The sequence below is a fragment of the Ramlibacter cellulosilyticus genome (assembly GCF_014297465.1).
In the GTDB taxonomy this organism is placed as follows: domain Bacteria; phylum Pseudomonadota; class Gammaproteobacteria; order Burkholderiales; family Burkholderiaceae_C; genus Ramlibacter; species Ramlibacter cellulosilyticus.
Genome location: NZ_JACORT010000004.1, coordinates 191,082 through 208,680, shown reverse-complemented (window position 1 = coordinate 208,680; position 17,599 = coordinate 191,082). Strand labels below are relative to the sequence as shown.

Below are 17,599 nucleotides of genomic sequence, written 5' to 3'. Positions count from 1 at the left end.
CACCCTACAACTTCCGCGCGCCTTGCATTCGTAGGGTGGCGGCGCGACAGCGCCGGAAGGTGAGCGTCAGCGAACCCCACCGCCAGAAACGACAAGGGCCGCAACCGCGGCCCTTTCCTCATCTCACCACACCTGCCACCAGGGCTTGTTCACCCCCGGCCCCCTGCCGGTGAGGTACGGGCTCTGCGGATAGCTCTTTTCCATCACGCGACGGGTGTCGTCGCGCAGCTGCGCCATGCCCAGCGCATCATAGCTGCGCATCAGGATGAACAGCGCCTCTTCCAGCGCCGGGACGTCGCGGTAGTCGGCCAGCGCGCTCTGCGCGCGGTTGATCGCCGCCACGTAGGCGCCGCGGCTGTAGTAGTAGCGCGCCACGTGCACCTCGTACTTCGCCAGCGAGTTGACGATGTAGGTCATGCGCGAGCGCGCGTCGGCCGCGTACTTCGAGTCGGGGAAGCGGTTCACCAGGTCGCGGAACGCCTCGAACGATTCCTTGGCGGCCTTCTGGTCCCGCTCGGACAGGTCCTGCCGGGACATGAACGAGAACATGCCCAGGTTGTCGTTGAAGTTGACGATGCCCTTGAGGTACAGCGCATAGTCCATCGCGGGACTGGCCGGGTGCAGCTTGATGAAGCGGTCCAGCGTGGCGAGGGCCTGCGCCTGCTCGTTCTGCTTGTAGTACGCGTAGGCCCGTTCCAGCTGCGCCTGCTGCGCGAGCGGCGTGCCGGCCGCGCGGCCTTCCAGCTTCTCGTACAGCGGGATCGCCTTGTCGTAGGCGCCCGAGTTCATCTCGTCCTTCGCCTCGGCGTAGATCCGGTTCGGGCTCCACTGGGCGGTCTTGTCCTCGTCCTTCAGGCTGGAACACCCTGCCAGCAGGGACGCGGCGAGGGCGAGGGGGACCACCGATAATTTGGCGCGAGCAAGCATGCAACTCTCTTGACCTGAAGGGCGAGCCATTATATCGACCGACCCCCCGCAGGACCCCGCCGAGGACCTGCTGGACGAACCCGGCGCCGAAGCGGAGACGCGTCCTTTCGTGATCGCCGCCGCCGCGCATGGCGAGCGCCTGGACCGCGCGCTCGCGCAGCTCGTGCCCGAGTTCTCGCGCAGCTACCTGCAGCAGCTGATCGAGGCCGGCGCCGTGCGCGTGCGCGGCGCCGTCGCGGCCAAGCCGTCCCAGCGCGTGAAGGCGGGCGAGGCCGGCGAGATCGAGCTGCGCCCCACGCCCCAGAGCCAGGCCTTCGTGGCCGAGGCGATCCCGCTCACCGTGGTGCACGAGGACGAGCACCTGCTCGTCGTCGACAAGCCCGCCGGCCTGGTGGTGCATCCCGCGCCGGGCAACTGGCGCGGCACGCTCCTCAACGCGCTGCTCGCGCGCGACGCGGGCGCGCGCCTGCTGCCGCGCGCCGGCATCGTGCACCGGCTGGACAAGGACACGAGCGGCCTCATGGTCGTGGCGCGCACGCGCGCCGCGATGGACCGCCTCGTCGCGCAGATCGCGGCGCGCGAAGTGGCGCGCCAGTACCTCGCGCTCGCGCACCGGCCGTGGCAAGGGCCCGCGAGCCGGCGCGTCGACGCGGCGATCGGTCGCGACCCGCGCAATCGCCTGCGCATGGCCGTGGTCGATCCCGAGCGCCATTCCGGCAAGCCCGCGGCCACCGTGTTCCAGCTCCTGGACCAGTCGCCGCAGGGCTGCGGCCTGCTGTGCACGCTGGAGACGGGCCGCACGCACCAGATCCGCGTGCACGCCGCGCACATCGGCCATCCCCTCGTGGCGGACCCGCTCTACGGCGGCGCGCCGGCGGCGGGGCTGCAGCGCCAGGCGCTGCATGCCTTCCGCCTCGCGTTCGCGCATCCGGTCACGGGCGTGTCCCTCGCCTTCCACGCCCCCCTGCCGCCGGACCTGCGCAGCGCATGGGCGGCGTGGGGGCTGCGTTACAATGAATCCGAATGGCTCACGAGCCAGCCGGCGGCGGCAGCCTTCGATGGCCTGTCCGGCCCGGCACCCGCTTGAGCATCCCGGAGGGGGTGCCCAGCGGCGACCAGGACGAAGCCCAGGGCCCAGAACCGAAGTGCCTCGCGAGGCACTCTTCCACACGACAAGACGATGAATACGGCGGATGCCAGGCGCGTCCTCGAAACCGCGCTGATCTGCACCCAGCAGCCGCTCACGGTGCGCGAGCTGCGCGTGCTGTTCGACGACGAGCTCGGGGCCGACACGGTCAAGGAGCTGCTGGGAGAACTGCAGCAGGAATGGGCGCAGCGCGGCGTGGAGCTCGTCTGCGTCGCGACCGGCTGGCGCTTCCAGAGCCGCCCCGAGATGCGCGAGTACCTCGACCGGCTGCATCCGGAGAAGCCGCCGAAGTACAGCCGCGCCGCCCTGGAGACGCTCGCCATCATCGCGTACCGCCAGCCGGTCACGCGCGGCGACATGGAAGACATCCGCGGCGTCACGATCAACACGCAGATCCTCAAGCAGCTGGAAGACCGGGGCTGGATCGAGGTGATCGGCCACCGCGAAGCCGTGGGGCGCCCCGCGCTCTACGCCACCACGCGCCAGTTCCTGGACGACCTGGGACTGGCTTCGCTCGACCAGCTGCCCGAGCTGCAGAGCCCCGCCCAGGAAGGCGTGTTCGAGGCGCTCGCGCACGCCGGCGAACCGCAGCCGGAGCTGGCGATGGAGCCCGCGGAAGCCGCGCCGGAAGGCGAGAACGGCGAAACCGCCACGGCCGAAGCCGAAGCCGGGTCCGCCGAAGGCGAATCCCGCCCCGCGCCCTCCGGCGACATCGGCGACCACGACCCCGCGCAGGCCATCGAGAACTGACATGAACAATCCCAGCGACGCGATGGCGCGCACCCCGTCCGACGAGACGCCCGAGGAGCCGCGGCAGGCGGAGACCGAAGCCGCCGCGACCGTGCCGGCCGAAGCCGCGCCTGCCGCCCCGGCCGAGGAGCCAGCGCCGGTGGCGCAAGCCGCCGACGACGACCAGGACCAGGACCAGGACGAAGGCGACGACGAGGACGACGACGACGACGAAGATCGCGACGACCGCGAGCGCGCCGCGCCCCGTGGCCGCCAGAGCGCGGCCGCTCCCGTGCCCGGCATCCGCTTCGAGGACGTGATCACCGGCCGCTTCGACGCCGAGGAGGAATCCGCCGAAGCGCCGCTCAAGCGCGTGCTCGCGCCGCAACCCGAACAGCCCAAGCTGCACAAGGTGCTGGCGCAGGCCGGCCTCGGCTCGCGCCTCGAGATGGAGCAGCTGATCATGGAAGGGCGCATCTCGGTCAACAACGAGCCCGCCCACATCGGCCAGCGCATCCAGTTCGGCGACCAGATCAAGGTCAACGGCAAGCCGATCAAGGTGCGCATCGCGCCGCCGCCGGCGCGCGTGATCGCGTACCACAAGCCGGTGGGCGAGGTCGTCACGCACGACGACCCGCAGAACCGGCCCACCGTGTTCCGCAAGCTGCCCAAGCTGCAGCAGGGCAAGTGGCAGTCCGTGGGCCGCCTCGACCTCAACACCGAGGGCCTGCTGCTGTTCACGAACTCCGGCGAGCTCGCGAACCGGCTCATGCACCCGCGCTTCGGCCTCGAGCGCGAGTACGCCGTGCGCGTGCTCGGCGCGCTGAGCAACGAGGAGCGGCAGAAGCTGCTCGATGGCGTGGACCTCGACGACGGCCGCGCGCAGTTCGGCTCCATCGACGAAGGCGGCGGCGAAGGCTCCAACGTCTGGTACCGCGTGACGATCAGCGAAGGCCGCAACCGCGAGGTGCGCCGCCTGTTCGAGGCGGTCGGCCATGCGGTGAGCCGCCTCATCCGCATCCGCTACGGCGCGATGCTGCTGCCGCGCGGCCTCAAGCGCGGGGCGTGGATGGAACTCGACGAGCGCGACATCGAGGCACTCACCCGCGCGGCCGGCGTGCCGGGACTGGCGCGACCGGATAGAGGCCAGCAGCGCGACGAAGGCAAGGGCGGCGGCGGGCGCAACAAGCGCCGCGGCGGCCCGCGCGGCGACGGCCCGCGTCCGCAAGGCGGGCCTGGCCAGCGCCAGGGCAATGCCCAGGGGCAGGGGCAGGGCGGCCAGGGCCGGCGGAAGTCCGGCGGCGGGGGTGGTGGCGCCGGCGGCGGTGGCGGCCAGCCCGATCCGATGAAGACCTCGCTGGGCTACATCGGCGCCGACAGCTTCAACCGGCAGCGCCGCGGCGGCCCCGGTGGCGGCATGCCGGGCGGCGGTGGCGGCGGCGGTGGTGGCCGGGGCGGGCGCGGCGGTGGCCGCGGCGGCCGCGGGCGCTAGCGGCCCTTTCCCGCATACAGGCATTTGTCATGCCCGCAAGCTAGAATTGCGGGCTTTGCCGAACTTTTTGCCTCCGGCGAAACCCTAAAACACAAGCTCAGGAACCCCTCATGGCTATCGAACGCACCCTCTCCATCATCAAGCCCGACGCCGTGGCGAAGAACGTGATCGGCCAGATCTACGCCCGCTTCGAAGCCGCGGGCCTGAAGGTCATCGCCGCCAAGATGGCCCACCTGTCGCGCGCGGAAGCCGAGCAGTTCTACGCCGTGCACAAGGAGCGTCCCTTCTTCAAGGACCTGGTGGACTTCATGATCTCCGGCCCGGTGATGATCCAGGTGCTGGAAGGCGAGGGCGCCATCCTGAAGAACCGCGACCTGATGGGCGCCACGGACCCCAAGAAGGCCGCCCCGGGCACCATCCGCGCCGACTTCGCCGACAGCATCGATGCGAACGCCGTGCACGGTTCCGACGCCGCCGAGACCGCGAAGAACGAAGTCGCCTTCTTCTTCCCGGCCATGAACATCTACTCGCGATAAGCATGAAATGACGGCCAACCTGCTCGATTACGACCTCGAGGGTCTGGCCGCGTTCTGCGCGTCGCTCGGAGAAAAGAAGTTCCGGGCGACCCAGCTGTTCCGCTGGATCCACCAGAAGGGCGCGCGCGAGTTCGGCGAGATGACCGACCTCGCGAAGTCGCTGCGCGACAAGCTCCAGGGCAGCGCCCGCATCGAGGGCCTGCCCGTCATCTCCCGGCACGAGAGCGCCGACGGCACGATCAAGTGGCTGTTCGACGTGGGCGGCGGCAACGCCGTCGAGGCCGTGTTCATCCCCGAGTACGGCGACGCCGGGCCGCCCCAAGGCGCCGTACTGCCCCCTCGGGGGGCTGCCGCCGCAGGCGGCTGGGGGCCGTCAGTTCTTGACCGCGGCACCCTGTGCATCTCTTCCCAGGCCGGCTGCGCCGTGGGTTGCCGCTTCTGCTCCACGGGCCACCAGGGCTTCTCGCGCAACCTGAGCACCGGCGAGATCATCGCGCAGCTCTGGTTCGCCGAGCACTTCCTGCGCGCGCACCTCCAAACGAACGGCGAGCGCGTCATCTCCAACGTGGTGATGATGGGCATGGGCGAGCCGCTGCAGAACTATGCCGCGCTCGTCCCCGCGCTGCGCATCATGCTGGACGACCACGGCTACGGCCTCTCGCGCCGTCGCGTGACCGTGTCGACCTCCGGGGTCGTGCCGATGATCGACCGGCTCGGCGAGGACGCGCCGGTGGCGCTCGCCGTCTCGCTGCACGCGCCGAACGACGAACTGCGCGACAAGCTCGTCCCCCTCAATCGAAAGTACCCGATCGCCGAACTGCTCGACGCCTGCACGCGCTACCTCGTGCACGCGCCGCGCGACTTCATCACCTTCGAGTACTGCATGCTCGATGGCGTGAACGACACGCCGGAGCACGCGCGCGAGCTGGCGCGCCTCGTGCAGACGCACGGCGGCCGCGGCGTGCCGTGCAAGCTGAACCTGATCCCGTTCAATCCCTTCCCCGCCTCCGGACTGGTGCGTTCGCCGCAACAGCGCGTGCAGGCTTTCGCGAAAATCCTGAGTGATGCTGGTATCGTCACGACGGTGCGGAAGACGCGCGGCGACGACATCGATGCCGCCTGCGGCCAGCTGGCCGGCGACGTCAAGGACCGCACCCGGGTGGACCGGCGCATCGCGCAGCAGCGTACGGTGATGCTCAAGCCGGTCCCCGCGGACACCACGAAGGAGGCCTAGGGGATCATGACGAAAGCCATGGCGGCAGCGAGCCGCTTCACGGCGGGAGGGCTGGCGGCCGTTGCGCTGGCCGGCGTGTTGGGGACCGTGCTCGTGGGCTGCGCCGCCCCGAACCAGCAGGCCTCCGCGGACCTGGCGGCGCCCACCATCGAGGAAAGCGAAGCCCGCAAGCGCGCCCGCATCCGCCTGGAGCTCGCCTCCAGCTACTTCGAGGAAGGCAAGACCGAGATCGCGCTCGAGGAGCTGAAGCAGGTCCTGGCCATCGACCCGAACTACTCCGACGCGTACAACCTGCGCGGCCTCATCTTCATGCGCCTCGGCGACGCACGCCAGGCGGAGGACAGCTTCCGCCGCGCGATCGTGCTCAACCCGCGCGACTCCGAGACGCTGCACAACTTCGGCTGGCTGCAGTGCCAGCAGGGGCGCTACCCCGAGGCGGAAGCGCAGTTCCACCAGGCGCTCACGAACCCGCTGTACGGCGGCCGCTCCAAGACCTTCCTGGCGATGGGCGTGTGCCAGGCGCGCGCCGGCCAGTTCGAAGCGGCGGAGCGCAGCCTCGCGCGCTCGTACGAGCTCGACGCGGCCAATCCCGTCACCGGCTACAACCTCGCCCGCGTGCTGTACCAGCGCGGCGAGTACCCGCGCGCGCAGTTCTACATCCGCCGCCTGAACAACAGCGAGCTCGCGAACGCGGAAACGCTGTGGCTCGGCATCAAGGTCGAGAACCGCATGAACGACATGGCGGCGATGAACCAGCTGAGCGAGCAGCTGCGCAAGCGCTACCCGCAGTCGCGCGAGCGCTCGTCGCTGGACCGGAAGGCCTTCGATGAGTGAGGCCGCCGTCCCGGCCGACGGCACCACGGCGGGCACGCTGCTGCGCGAGGCGCGCGAAGCGGCCGGCCTGCATGCCGCCACCCTGGCCGCCAACCTGAAGGTGCCGCTGCGCAAGCTCGAAGCGCTGGAGGAAGACCGCTACGACCTGCTGGGCGATGCGGTCTTCGTGCGCGCGCTGGCTTCCAGCATCTGCCGCACGCTCAAGATCGATCCGCAGCCGGTGCTGCAGCGGCTGCCGCAGACCGCGTCGCCGCGGCTCGTCGAGGATGCGCAGGGCATCAACGCCCCGTTCCGCGCCCCCGGCGACGGCCCCAGCCCCGGCGTGCTGGACCAGGTCTCGCGCCCCGTCGTGCTCACCGTGGTGGCGCTGCTGCTCGGCGCGCTCGTCCTGATCTTCCTGCCGATGGCGCAGCGCGGCTACGACGCGGTGACCACGGCAGGCAACGACAACGGCGTGCCGCCGGCCGCATCCGTTCCCGGTGCGCCGGCGACGCAGGCACCGGCGGAACCCGCGCCGCCGGCCGCCGTCGTGCCGGCCTCCGACCCCGCGCCCGCGACCGCCCCCGGGGTGCCGTCGGCCGCTCCCGCGCCGCTCGCTCCGCCGGCCCCCGCGGTCGTGGCGAGTGCCGCGCCCGCGCCGGCCAGCCCCGCCGCGAGCGCCGCCTCCGCGCCGCAAGCCGCGGCTTCGGGCCCGATCGACGCGCGCGGCATCGTCGTGTTCCGCACCCGCGCCCCGTCCTGGATCCAGGTCACGGATGCCGCCGGCGCCACCGTGCTCCAGCGGCTGATGCAGCCGGGCGAGAGCGCCGGCGCCAACGGCACCCTGCCGCTGTCGGTCGTGGTCGGCAGCGTCGAGGCCACGGAAGTGCAGGTGCGGGGCCAGCCCTACAACCTCGGCCCGGTGTCCAAGGACAACGTGGCCCGTTTCCAAGTGAAGTGATCCTGCGATGAAGGAGCCCTGCTTGCCCATCGAACCCGCGGCGCCCAAGGCGCGCCGCTCCGCCCAGGCCCGCGTGGCCTGGGGCGCGAACGTGGTCACGGTGGGCGGCGACGCGCCGGTGCGCGTGCAGTCGATGACCAATACCGACACCGAGGACGCGATCGCCACCGCGATCCAGGTGAAGGAACTGGCGCTGGCCGGCAGCGAGCTGGTGCGCATCACGGTCAACACGCCCGAGGCCGCGAAGCAGGTCCCCTACATCCGCGAGCAGCTCGATCGCATGGGCATCGCGGTGCCGCTGGTGGGCGACTTCCACTACAACGGCCACCGCCTGCTCACCGAATTCCCGGACTGCGCGCAGGCGCTGTCCAAGTACCGCATCAACCCCGGCAACGTGGGCAAGGGCGACAAGAAGGACCGCCAGTTCGCGCAGATGGTGGAAGCGGCCCTCAGGTACGACAAGCCCGTGCGCATCGGCGTCAACTGGGGCAGCCTCGACCAGGAACTGCTCGCGCAGCTGATGGACGAGAACGCGCAGCGCGCGCAGCCCTGGGACGCGAAGCAGGTGATGTACGAGGCGCTCATCACCTCCGCCATCCAGTCGGCGAAGCTCGCCGAGGAGCTGGGCATGCGGCACGAGCAGGTGCTGCTGTCCTGCAAGGTGAGCGGCGTGCAGGACCTGATTTCCGTCTACCGGGAATTGGCGCGCCGGTGCGACTACCCGCTGCACCTGGGCCTCACCGAAGCCGGCATGGGCACCAAGGGCACGGTGGCGTCGTCGGTCGCCATGGGCATCCTGCTGCAGGAAGGCATCGGCGACACCATTCGCGTCTCGCTCACGCCGCAGCCCGGCGAGTCGCGCACGCAGGAAGTCGTGATCGCCTCGGAGATCCTGCAGGCGCTGGGCCTGCGCAGCTTCGTGCCCAGCGTGACGGCGTGCCCCGGCTGCGGCCGCACGACCAGCACCACCTTCCAGGAACTCGCCAAGCAGATCGACGACTACCTGCGCGCGCAGATGCCGGTGTGGCGCGCGAAGTACCCGGGCGTGGAGAAGATGAAGGTGGCCGTGATGGGCTGCATCGTCAACGGCCCCGGCGAGAGCAAGCACGCCGACATCGGCATCAGCCTGCCCGGCACGGGCGAGGCGCCCGCCGCCCCCGTGTTCATCGACGGGCAGAAGGCGATGACCCTGCGCGGCGAGAACATCGCGCGCGAGTTCCACCAGATCGTCGAGAAGTACATCGAGAAGCGGTTCGGCCACGCGGTCGAGCACGCCTGAGCGACATGACCACTGAGAACAAGGCCGCCCCGAAGAAGGCGGAGAAGCTCGTTGCCGTCAAGGGCATGAACGACATCCTGCCGGCCTCCGTGCCGCGCACGGAGAAGCTGCCCGATTCCGGCCTGTGGCAATGGTTCGAGTCCTGCGTGCGCGGCGTAATGGGGCGCTACGGCTACCAGTACCTGCTGACGCCCATCGTGGAGCCCACGGCGCTGTTCGTGCGCGGGCTGGGCGAGGTGACCGACATCGTCGAGAAGGAGATGTACTCCTTCGTCGACGCCATGAACGGCGACCGGCTCACGCTGCGTCCCGAGGCCACCGCCGGCATCGTGCGTGCGATGAACGAGCACAACGCGCTGTACAACGGCCCGCTGCGCCTGTGGACCATCGGCCCCATGTTCCGCCACGAGCGGCCGCAGAAGGGCCGCTACCGCCAGTTCCACCAGCTCGACGTCGAGGCCCTGGGCTTCGCCGGGCCCGACGTGGACGCGGAGATGATCCTCATGGCGCGCGCGCTCTGGCGCGAGCTGGGCCTGGTCGAAGGCAGGGACGTGCGCCTGGAGATCAACAGCCTGGGCGAGCCCGAGGAGCGCAAGCAGCACCGCGACGCGCTGGTCGCGTACTTCTCCCAGCACGCCGCCACGCTGGACGAGGACTCGCAGCGGCGCCTGCACACGAACCCGCTGCGCATCCTGGACAGCAAGAACCCCGCGATGCAGGCCGTGATCGAAGGCGCGCCGAAGCTGATCGACTTCCTCGGCGAGGCCTCGCGCGCGCACTTCGACGCGGTGAAGGCGGCGCTGGACGCCGTGGGCCTGGCCTACCGCGTCAACCCGCGCCTGGTGCGCGGCATGGACTACTACAACCTCACCGTGTTCGAGTGGGTCACCGACCAGCTCGGATCGCAGGGCACGGTCTGCGGCGGCGGCCGCTACGACGGCCTGATCGCGCAGCTCGGGGGCAAGCCCGCGCCCGCCGTGGGCTTCGGCCTCGGCATCGAGCGCCTGCTGCTCCTGCTGCAGGAACTGCAGGTGAAGGTGCCCGATGCGGGCGCCGACGCCTACGCCATCGTGCCGCCCGGCACGCCGCTGCCGGCGGTGGTCGCGGTGCTCGAACAGCTGCGGGAATGCGGCGTCCGGGTGGTGCAGCACGCGGGCGGCGCGGACGGCCCCGGCAGCATGAAGTCGCAGTTCAAGAAGGCGGACGCCAGCGGCGCCCGCCACGCCCTCATCTTCGGCGCCGACGAGATCGCGCAGGGCAAGGTGGCGGTGAAATCGCTGCGCGACCGCGAAGCCGCGCAGGTGCTGCAGCCGCTGGACGCGGTACCGGCCTGGGCCGCCTCCCTGAGGTAACTACAATCTCGCCCGCAACTGGGCAACACATGGCACATTTCGACCTCGAAGAACAGGAGAAGCTTGACGAGCTCAAGCACTTCTGGAAGCAGTACGGCAACCTGATCACCTGGGTGCTCATCGCCGTCCTCGGCGCCTATGCCGCCTTCAACGGCTGGCAGTACTGGCAGCGCAAGCAGGGCCTGGAGGCGTCCGTCCTGTACGACGAGGTGGAGCGCGCCGCCGGCACGGGCGACACCGCCCGCGTGGAGCAGGCCTTCAAGGACATCCAGGACAAGTTCGGCCGCACGGCCTACGCGCAGCAGGCGGGCCTGCTCGCCGGCAAGGTGCTGGCCGAGAAGGGCAAGCCGGACGCCGCCAAGGCCGCCCTGCAATGGGTGGCGGACAACGCCGGCGACGAGGGCTACCAGGCGCTGGCCAAGCTGCGGCTGGCCGGGCTGCTGGTCGAGTCCAAGGGCTACGACGACGCGCTGAAGCAGCTCTCCTCGGGCCTGCCGGGCAAGTTCGAGCCGCTGGCGGCCGACCGCCGCGGCGACATCTACAACCTGCAGGGCAAGAAGGACCAGGCCAAGGCCGAATACACCAAGGCCTGGCAGGGCCTGGCGGCCGACACCGACTACCGCGCGCTGGTGGAGGTCAAGCTGACCGCCCTCGGCGTGGACGTGGCCACCCTCAAGGCGCAGCAGCCCGCGGAGGCCCCCAAGTCATGAGCCGCGCCGCCACGATGATGTTCCGCACCCTCGCCGTCGCATCGCTCGTCTCGCTCTCGGCCTGCTCCATGATGCCGACCGGCTGGTTCGGCTCCTCGGAAAAGCCCAAGCCCGCCGAACTGCAGCCGGACCCGAAGCTGCTGGGCGTGCGCCAGGCCTGGACGGGGCGCGTGGCGGCCGTGGACTTCCCGCTGGTGGTGGGCGTGAGCGGCAATGCCGTGGCCGTGGCTGCCGGTGACGGCACCGTCGCCGGCTTCGACGCGACCACCGGCCGCGAGCAGTGGCGCGGCACCGCCGGCGCGCCCATCGCCGCCGGCATCGGCTTCGACGGCAGCACCGCCGCCGTGGTCACCCGCAACAACGACCTGGTCGCCTTCGTGAGCGGCAAGGAAGCCTGGCGCCAGAAGCTGCCGGCGCTGTCGTACACGCCGCCGCTGGTGGCCGGCGCCCGCGTCTTCGTGCTGAGCGGCGACCGCTCCGTGAGCGCCTTCGACGGCGGCACCGGCCGCCGCCTCTGGTCGCAGCAGCGCACGGGCGAGCCCCTGGTGCTGCGCCAGGCCGGCGTCATGCTGCCGGTGGGCGACACGCTGGTCGTGGGGCAGGGCGGCCGCCTGGTCGGCCTGAACCCCCTGAACGGCAGCGTCCGCTGGGAAAGCACCATCGCCGCTGCCCGCGGCATCAACGACATCGAACGCCTCGTCGACCTGGTGGGCCACGCCAGCCGCGTCGGCGACTCCGTCTGCGCCCGGGCCTTCCAGGCCGCCGTGGGCTGCGTCGACACGGCCGGCGGCCGCACCACCTGGACCCAGCGCGCCAACGGCGGCGAGGGCCTCGGCGGCGACGGAGCTTCCGTGTTCGGCACCGAGAACGACGGCCGCGTCGTCGCGTGGAAGCGCGAGAACGGCCAGCGCGCCTGGACCAACGAGCGCCTGCTGCACCGCGGCCTCGGCACGCCGCTGGCGCTCGGCCGCTCGGTCGTCGTCGGCGACAGCTTCGGCTTCGTGCACCTGCTCTCCCGCGAGGACGGCACGCTGCTCACGCGCCTGGCCACCGACGGCTCGGCCATCGCGGCCGCGCCCGTGGCGGCGTCGAACAGCCTGGTCGTCGTGACCCGCAACGGGGGCGTCTTCGCCTTCGCACCCCAGTAAAAGAGGATTCCATGAAGCCGGTGATGGCCCTGGTGGGCCGCCCCAACGTCGGAAAGTCGACGCTGTTCAACCGGCTGACCAAGTCGCGCGACGCGATCGTCGCGGATTTCGCGGGCCTCACCCGCGACCGCCACTACGGCAACGCGAAGCACGGGCGCTACGAGTTCATCGTGATCGACACCGGCGGCTTCGAGCCGACGGCGGAGTCGGGCATCTACAAGGAGATGGCCAAGCAGACCCGCCAGGCGGTGGCCGAGGCGGACGTCGTCGTCTTCGTCGTCGATGCGCGCGAGGGCCTCTCCGCGCAGGACCACGACATCGCGAAGTACCTGCGCAAGCTGGGCAAGCCCACCGTGCTGGCGGCCAACAAGGCCGAAGGCATGCAGGAAGGCCCGCAGCTCGCCGAGTTCTACGAGCTGGGCCTGGGCGAGCTGCACCCCATTTCCGCGGCGCACGGTCAGGGCATCCGCAGCCTGGTCGATGCCGCCTTCGACCCGCTCAACCTGCCCGAGGACGAGGAAAGCGACGAGGCCGAAGGCACGGGGACCATCAAGCTGGCGGTCGCCGGCCGGCCCAACGTCGGCAAGTCCACCCTGATCAACGCCTGGCTGGGCGAGGAACGGCTGGTGGCCTTCGACATGCCGGGCACCACGCGGGACGCCATTTCGGTGCCTTTCGAGCGCAACGGCCAGAAGTTCGAGCTGATCGACACCGCCGGCCTGCGCCGCAAGGGCAAGGTGTTCGAGGCGATCGAGAAGTTCTCGGTGGTCAAGACGCTGCAGGCGATCGAGTCCGCCAACGTGGTGCTGCTGCTGCTGGACGCCACGCAGGGCGTGACCGACCAGGACGCCCACATCGCCGGCTACATCCTGGAGTCGGGCCGGGCCGTGGTGCTGGCCGTGAACAAGTGGGACGCGGTGGACGACTACGAGCGCGAAGTGGTGCGCCGCCAGATCGAGACGCGCCTGGTGTTTCTCAAGTTCGCCGAGCTGCACTTCATCTCCGCGCAGAAGCGGCAGGGCCTGGGGCCCTTGTGGGCCTCGATCGCCAACGCCTACCGGTCGGCGATGGTCAAGATGACCACGCCCGTGCTCACCCGCCTGGTGCTCGAGGCGGTGCAGTTCCAGTCGCCCAAGCGCGCCGGCATGTTCCGGCCCAAGCTGCGGTACGCGCACCAGGGCGGCATGAACCCGCCGGTGATCGTCGTGCACGGGAATTCCCTGGAACACGTGACGGACGCTTACAAGCGCTTCCTGGAAGGGCGCTTCCGCAAGGAATTCAACCTGGTGGGCACGCCCCTGCGCATCGAGATGCGCACCAGCAAGAACCCCTACGCGGACAAAGAATAGGGCGGGGCCCCGCCCGCCGGCCTTGTTTTCCGCCCGAACGGCGGCAACTGGTCAGCCTCGGCTTGACCGCCACGGCGCCTTGCTGTGGTAATGTGCAACTTCCAACAACGCCGGAACACGGAGAATATCGTGAGCAACAAAGGGCAGCTACTACAAGACCCCTTCCTGAACACCCTGCGCCGCGAGCATGTGCCGGTGTCGATCTATCTCGTCAACGGCATCAAGCTGCAGGGACAGATCGAATCCTTCGACCAGTATGTCGTCCTGCTGCGCAACACCGTCACGCAGATGGTCTACAAGCACGCCATCTCCACCATCGTGCCCGGCCGCGCGGTGAACTTCTCGCCGAGCGAAGCCGGCGAGGGTACCGCCAGCTGAAGCCGCCGTCCCGCGGCGCCCGGAACCCCGGGCGCCTGACCCGCAGTCCCTCCTGGTTGCCGGCTTGACCGCATCACCCGACCGCCCGGCCGCCGCCACCATCCTGGTGGGGGTGGACCTGGGCCTTCCCCATTTCGACGCCGAGCTCGAGGAACTGGGCCAGCTGGCCCAGACCGCGGGCATGGAGCCCGTCGCCCGCATCACCGCCAAGCGCAAGGCGCCCGACGCCGCGCTCTTCGTCGGCAAGGGCAAGGCCGACCAGATCAAGCAGCTCGCCGAGGAAACCGGCGCCAGCGAGATCCTCTTCGACCAGGCCCTCAGCCCCGCGCAGCAGCGCAACCTGGAGCGGCACATGGGCCTGCCGGTCAACGACCGCACCCTGCTGATCCTGGAGATCTTCGCCCAGCGCGCCCGCAGCCACGAGGGCAAGCTGCAGGTGGAGCTCGCCCGCCTGCAGTACCTGAGCACCCGGCTCGTGCGGCGCTGGTCGCACCTGGAGCGCCAGACCGGCGGCGCCGGCGTGCGCGGCGGCCCGGGCGAGAAGCAGATCGAACTGGACCGGCGCATGATCGACGACGCGATCAAGCGCACCCGCGAACGCCTGGTGAAGGTGAAGAAGCAGCGCGCCACGCAGCGCCGGCAGCGCGAGCGCCGCGAGACCTTCAACATCTCCATCGTCGGCTACACCAACGCCGGCAAGTCCACGCTGTTCAACGCGCTGGTGAAGGCGCGGGCCTATGCGGCCAACCAGCTGTTCGCCACCCTCGACACGACGACGCGCCAGCTCTACCTGCGCGACGAGGAGGGCCTGGACGGCACCGGCCGATCGGTGTCCCTGTCCGATACCGTGGGTTTCATCCGCGACCTCCCGCACGGGCTGATCGACGCCTTCCAGGCCACGCTGCAGGAGGCGGCCGATGCCGACCTGCTGCTGCACGTGGTGGACGCGTCCAACCCGCACCACCCGGAGCAGGTCGAGGAAGTGCAGCGGGTGCTGCACGAGATCGGCGCGGCCGAGGTGCCGCAGCTGGTCGTGTTCAACAAGATTGACGCCCTCCCGCCGGGGCAGCAGCCGCTCGCGACGGTGGACCGCTACGAGGTGGAGGGTGTGCAGGTGCCGCGCGTCTTCGTCAGCAGCCGGACGGGCGAGGGCCTGGCGCAGCTGCGGCGCGAGCTGGCGCGCATCGTCCACGAGGCCACGCCGGCTCCCGCGGAAACTCCTGGCTCATCCTGACGTCAGAGACCTTGGGCACAATGGCACCCGCCGACCACCGAAAGAAAACGAACGAATGAACCTTTTGTCCCGCAGCCTGGCCTTCACCGGGCTGAGACACCGCATCCGGGGGATGTTCAACCTGAACGATCCCCGCTGGGGCCGCGGCGACGACAACAAGAACGAGAACCAGCGTCCCGAGGGCAACAACAAGGGCCCCAACCAGGGACCGCCGGACCTCGACGAGCTGTGGCGCGACTTCAACCGCAAGCTGTCCGGGCTGTTCGGCGGCCGCCGGGGAGGCGGCGGCGGCTATGGCGGGGGCAACGGCGGCAACTTCCAGCCGGACATGAAGAGCGCCGGCGTGGGGGCCGGCCTGATCGCGATCGTCGTGGTCGTGATCTGGATGGGCACCGGCATCTTCATCGTGCAGGAAGGCCAGCAGGCCGTCATCACGCGCTTCGGCAAGTACAGCGCCACCGTCGGCGCCGGCTTCAACTGGCGCCTGCCGTACCCGATCGAGCGCCACGAGATCGTCAACGTCACGCAGATCCGCGCCGTGGACGTGGGCCGCGACAACGTGATCCGCGCGACGGGCCTCAAGGAATCGGCGATGCTGACCGAGGACGAGAACATCGTCGAGATCAAGTTCGCCGTGCAGTACCGCCTGAACGACGCGCGTGCGTGGCTGTTCGAGAGCAAGAACCCGCAGGAAGCCGTGGTGCAGGCCGCCGAGACCGCCGTGCGCGAAGTCGTCGGCAAGATGCGCATGGACACCGCGCTGGCCGAGGAGCGCGACCAGATCGCGCCCCGCGTGCGCGTGCTGATGCAGCAGATCCTGGACCGCTACAAGATCGGCGTCGAGGTGGTCGGCATCAACCTGCAGCAGGGCGGCGTGCGTCCGCCGGAGCAGGTGCAGTCCGCCTTCGACGACGTGCTGCGCGCCGGCCAGGAACGCGAGCGCGCCAAGAACGAGGCGCAGGCCTATGCCAACGACGTGATCCCCCGCGCGGTGGGCGCCGCCTCGCGCCTGCAGCAGGAAGCCGAGGGCTACAAGGCGCGCATCGTCGCGCAGGCCCAGGGTGACGGGCAGCGCTTCAAGTTGCTGCTGGCCGAATACCAGCGCGCGCCGCAGGTGACGCGCGACCGGCTCTACCTGGAAAGCATGCAGCAGATCTACAGCAACGTGACCAAGGTGATGGTGGAGTCCCGCCAGGGCGGCAACATGCTGTTCCTGCCGCTGGACCGGATCATGCAGCAGGTGGCCGCGGGCGGTGCCGCGGCCCCGGCCCCGGAAGCCGCGCCGCCCGCGAGCACCACCCCGCCTTCGTCCAGCGCGGGCGCGTCCAGCGACGCCCGCAACCGCGAGAACGCGCGCGGCCGCGAGAGGGAGTCCCGCTAATGAACCGCATCGGATTCATCGTCACGTCGCTGCTGGTCGCGCTCGCGCTGCTCAGTTCCATGCTGTTCGTGGTGGACCAGCGCCAGTTCGGCGTGGTCTACGCCCTGGGCCAGGTGAAGGAGGTCATCTCCGAGCCGGGACTGAAGTTCAAGCTGCCGCCGCCGCTGCAGAACGTGAGCTACATCGACAAGCGCCTGCTGACGCTGGACAGCGTGGACACCGAGCCCATGCTGACGGCGGAGAAGCAGCGCGTGGTGATCGACTGGTACGTGCGCTGGCGCATCACCGACCCGCTGGCGTACATCCGCAACGTGGGCCTGGACGAAGCGGCAGGTGCCAACCAGCTCAATCGCGTGGTGCGCAACGCCTTCCAGGAGGAAGTCAACCGGTTCACGGTGCGCGAACTGCTGTCGTCCAAGCGCGAACAGCTGATGGCCGACGTGAAGCGCGAGACGACCGAGACCGTGAAGGGCGCCAAGCCCTGGGGCATCGAGATCGTCGACGTGCGCATCACGCGCGCCGACTACGTCGAGGCCATCACGGAGTCCGTGTACCGCCGCATGGAAGCGGAGCGCAAGCGCGTCGCCAACGAGCTGCGCTCCACCGGCGCGGCCGAGGGCGAGAAGATCCGCGCCGACGCCGACCGCCAGCGCGAGGTGACGGTCGCCAACGCGTACCGCGATGCGCAGAAGGTCAAGGGCGAGGGCGACGCGCAGGCCGCGGCGGCCTACGCCGAGGCCTTCGGCCGCGACCCGCAGTTCGCGCAGTTCTACCGCAGCCTCGAGGCGTACAAGGGCAGCTTCAACAAGAAGAGCGACGTGCTGGTCGTCGACCCGAACGGCACCGAGTTCTTCCGCACGTTCCGCAACGGTCTCACCGGCGGTGGCGGCGGCGGGGCCGCTGCGCCCGCGGCTCCTGCGCGCCGCTGA

General features: G+C 70.2%; 17 protein-coding genes. 16 read left to right on the top strand and 1 reads right to left on the bottom strand.

What is annotated here, in order from left to right:
* Positions 1 to 123: 123 nt before the first annotated feature.
* Positions 124 to 927 carry an outer membrane protein assembly factor BamD gene (locus tag H8N03_RS11910; RefSeq protein WP_187076397.1) on the bottom strand — a complete coding sequence of 268 codons (804 nt, stop codon included), beginning with the start codon at positions 925 to 927 and terminating at the stop codon, positions 124 to 126.
* Between the two features lie 67 nt (positions 928 to 994).
* Between H8N03_RS11910 and H8N03_RS11905 the strand changes: the two genes are divergently transcribed.
* The 16 genes from H8N03_RS11905 (at position 995) to hflC (ending at position 17,599) form a co-directional block, all read left to right on the top strand.
* Positions 995 to 2,014, top strand: a complete 1,020-nt coding sequence (locus tag H8N03_RS11905; protein WP_222622964.1) for an RluA family pseudouridine synthase — start codon at positions 995 to 997, stop codon at positions 2,012 to 2,014.
* 93 nt (positions 2,015 to 2,107) lie between these two features.
* Positions 2,108 to 2,824: an SMC-Scp complex subunit ScpB gene (gene scpB / locus H8N03_RS11900; protein WP_187076396.1), complete on the top strand. Its 717-nt coding sequence runs from the start codon at positions 2,108 to 2,110 to the stop codon at positions 2,822 to 2,824.
* A gap of 1 nt (position 2,825) precedes the next feature.
* Positions 2,826 to 4,295 (top strand): pseudouridine synthase, encoded by a 1,470-nt coding sequence (locus H8N03_RS11895; RefSeq protein WP_187076395.1) that lies wholly within the window; start codon positions 2,826 to 2,828, stop codon positions 4,293 to 4,295.
* A gap of 110 nt (positions 4,296 to 4,405) precedes the next feature.
* Positions 4,406 to 4,831 carry a nucleoside-diphosphate kinase gene (gene ndk / locus H8N03_RS11890; RefSeq protein WP_187076394.1) on the top strand — a complete coding sequence of 142 codons (426 nt, stop codon included), beginning with the start codon at positions 4,406 to 4,408 and terminating at the stop codon, positions 4,829 to 4,831.
* 7 nt (positions 4,832 to 4,838) lie between these two features.
* Positions 4,839 to 6,065: a dual-specificity RNA methyltransferase RlmN gene (gene rlmN / locus H8N03_RS11885; protein ID WP_187076393.1), complete on the top strand. Its 1,227-nt coding sequence runs from the start codon at positions 4,839 to 4,841 to the stop codon at positions 6,063 to 6,065.
* Between the two features lie 6 nt (positions 6,066 to 6,071).
* The gene (gene pilW / locus H8N03_RS11880) at positions 6,072 to 6,899 is read left to right on the top strand and encodes a type IV pilus biogenesis/stability protein PilW (RefSeq protein WP_255428176.1); all 828 of its coding nucleotides are present in this window, start codon (positions 6,072 to 6,074) and stop codon (positions 6,897 to 6,899) included.
* The gene (locus tag H8N03_RS11875; protein WP_187076392.1) at positions 6,892 to 7,839 is read left to right on the top strand and encodes a helix-turn-helix domain-containing protein; all 948 of its coding nucleotides are present in this window, start codon (positions 6,892 to 6,894) and stop codon (positions 7,837 to 7,839) included. Before pilW ends, H8N03_RS11875 begins: the two co-directional genes overlap by 8 nt.
* Positions 7,840 to 7,846: 7 nt before the next feature.
* Positions 7,847 to 9,118, top strand: coding sequence for a flavodoxin-dependent (E)-4-hydroxy-3-methylbut-2-enyl-diphosphate synthase (gene ispG / locus H8N03_RS11870; RefSeq protein WP_187076391.1), 1,272 nt, complete (start codon positions 7,847 to 7,849; stop codon positions 9,116 to 9,118).
* 5 nt (positions 9,119 to 9,123) lie between these two features.
* Positions 9,124 to 10,470, top strand: a complete 1,347-nt coding sequence (gene hisS, locus H8N03_RS11865) for a histidine--tRNA ligase (protein ID WP_187076390.1) — start codon at positions 9,124 to 9,126, stop codon at positions 10,468 to 10,470.
* Positions 10,471 to 10,499: 29 nt separating this feature from the next.
* Complete coding sequence (locus H8N03_RS11860; RefSeq protein ID WP_187076389.1) at positions 10,500 to 11,180, top strand: YfgM family protein; 681 nt, start codon at positions 10,500 to 10,502, stop codon at positions 11,178 to 11,180.
* Positions 11,177 to 12,328: an outer membrane protein assembly factor BamB gene (gene bamB / locus H8N03_RS11855; protein WP_187076388.1), complete on the top strand. Its 1,152-nt coding sequence runs from the start codon at positions 11,177 to 11,179 to the stop codon at positions 12,326 to 12,328. Before H8N03_RS11860 ends, bamB begins: the two co-directional genes overlap by 4 nt.
* A gap of 11 nt (positions 12,329 to 12,339) precedes the next feature.
* Positions 12,340 to 13,677: a ribosome biogenesis GTPase Der gene (der, locus tag H8N03_RS11850; protein ID WP_187076387.1), complete on the top strand. Its 1,338-nt coding sequence runs from the start codon at positions 12,340 to 12,342 to the stop codon at positions 13,675 to 13,677.
* 129 nt (positions 13,678 to 13,806) lie between these two features.
* On the top strand, positions 13,807 to 14,055 hold the full coding sequence (hfq, locus tag H8N03_RS11845; protein ID WP_435531664.1) for an RNA chaperone Hfq: 249 nt from the start codon (positions 13,807 to 13,809) through the stop codon (positions 14,053 to 14,055).
* Positions 14,056 to 14,119: 64 nt separating this feature from the next.
* Positions 14,120 to 15,289 carry a GTPase HflX gene (hflX, locus tag H8N03_RS11840; protein WP_222622955.1) on the top strand — a complete coding sequence of 390 codons (1,170 nt, stop codon included), beginning with the start codon at positions 14,120 to 14,122 and terminating at the stop codon, positions 15,287 to 15,289.
* A 55-nt stretch (positions 15,290 to 15,344) separates the two neighbouring features.
* Positions 15,345 to 16,670, top strand: coding sequence for an FtsH protease activity modulator HflK (hflK, locus tag H8N03_RS11835; RefSeq protein WP_187076385.1), 1,326 nt, complete (start codon positions 15,345 to 15,347; stop codon positions 16,668 to 16,670).
* Entirely contained in the window at positions 16,670 to 17,599 is a 930-nt protein-coding gene (gene hflC, locus H8N03_RS11830) for a protease modulator HflC (protein ID WP_187076384.1), read from the top strand. The genes hflK and hflC overlap by 1 nt, the downstream gene beginning before the upstream one ends.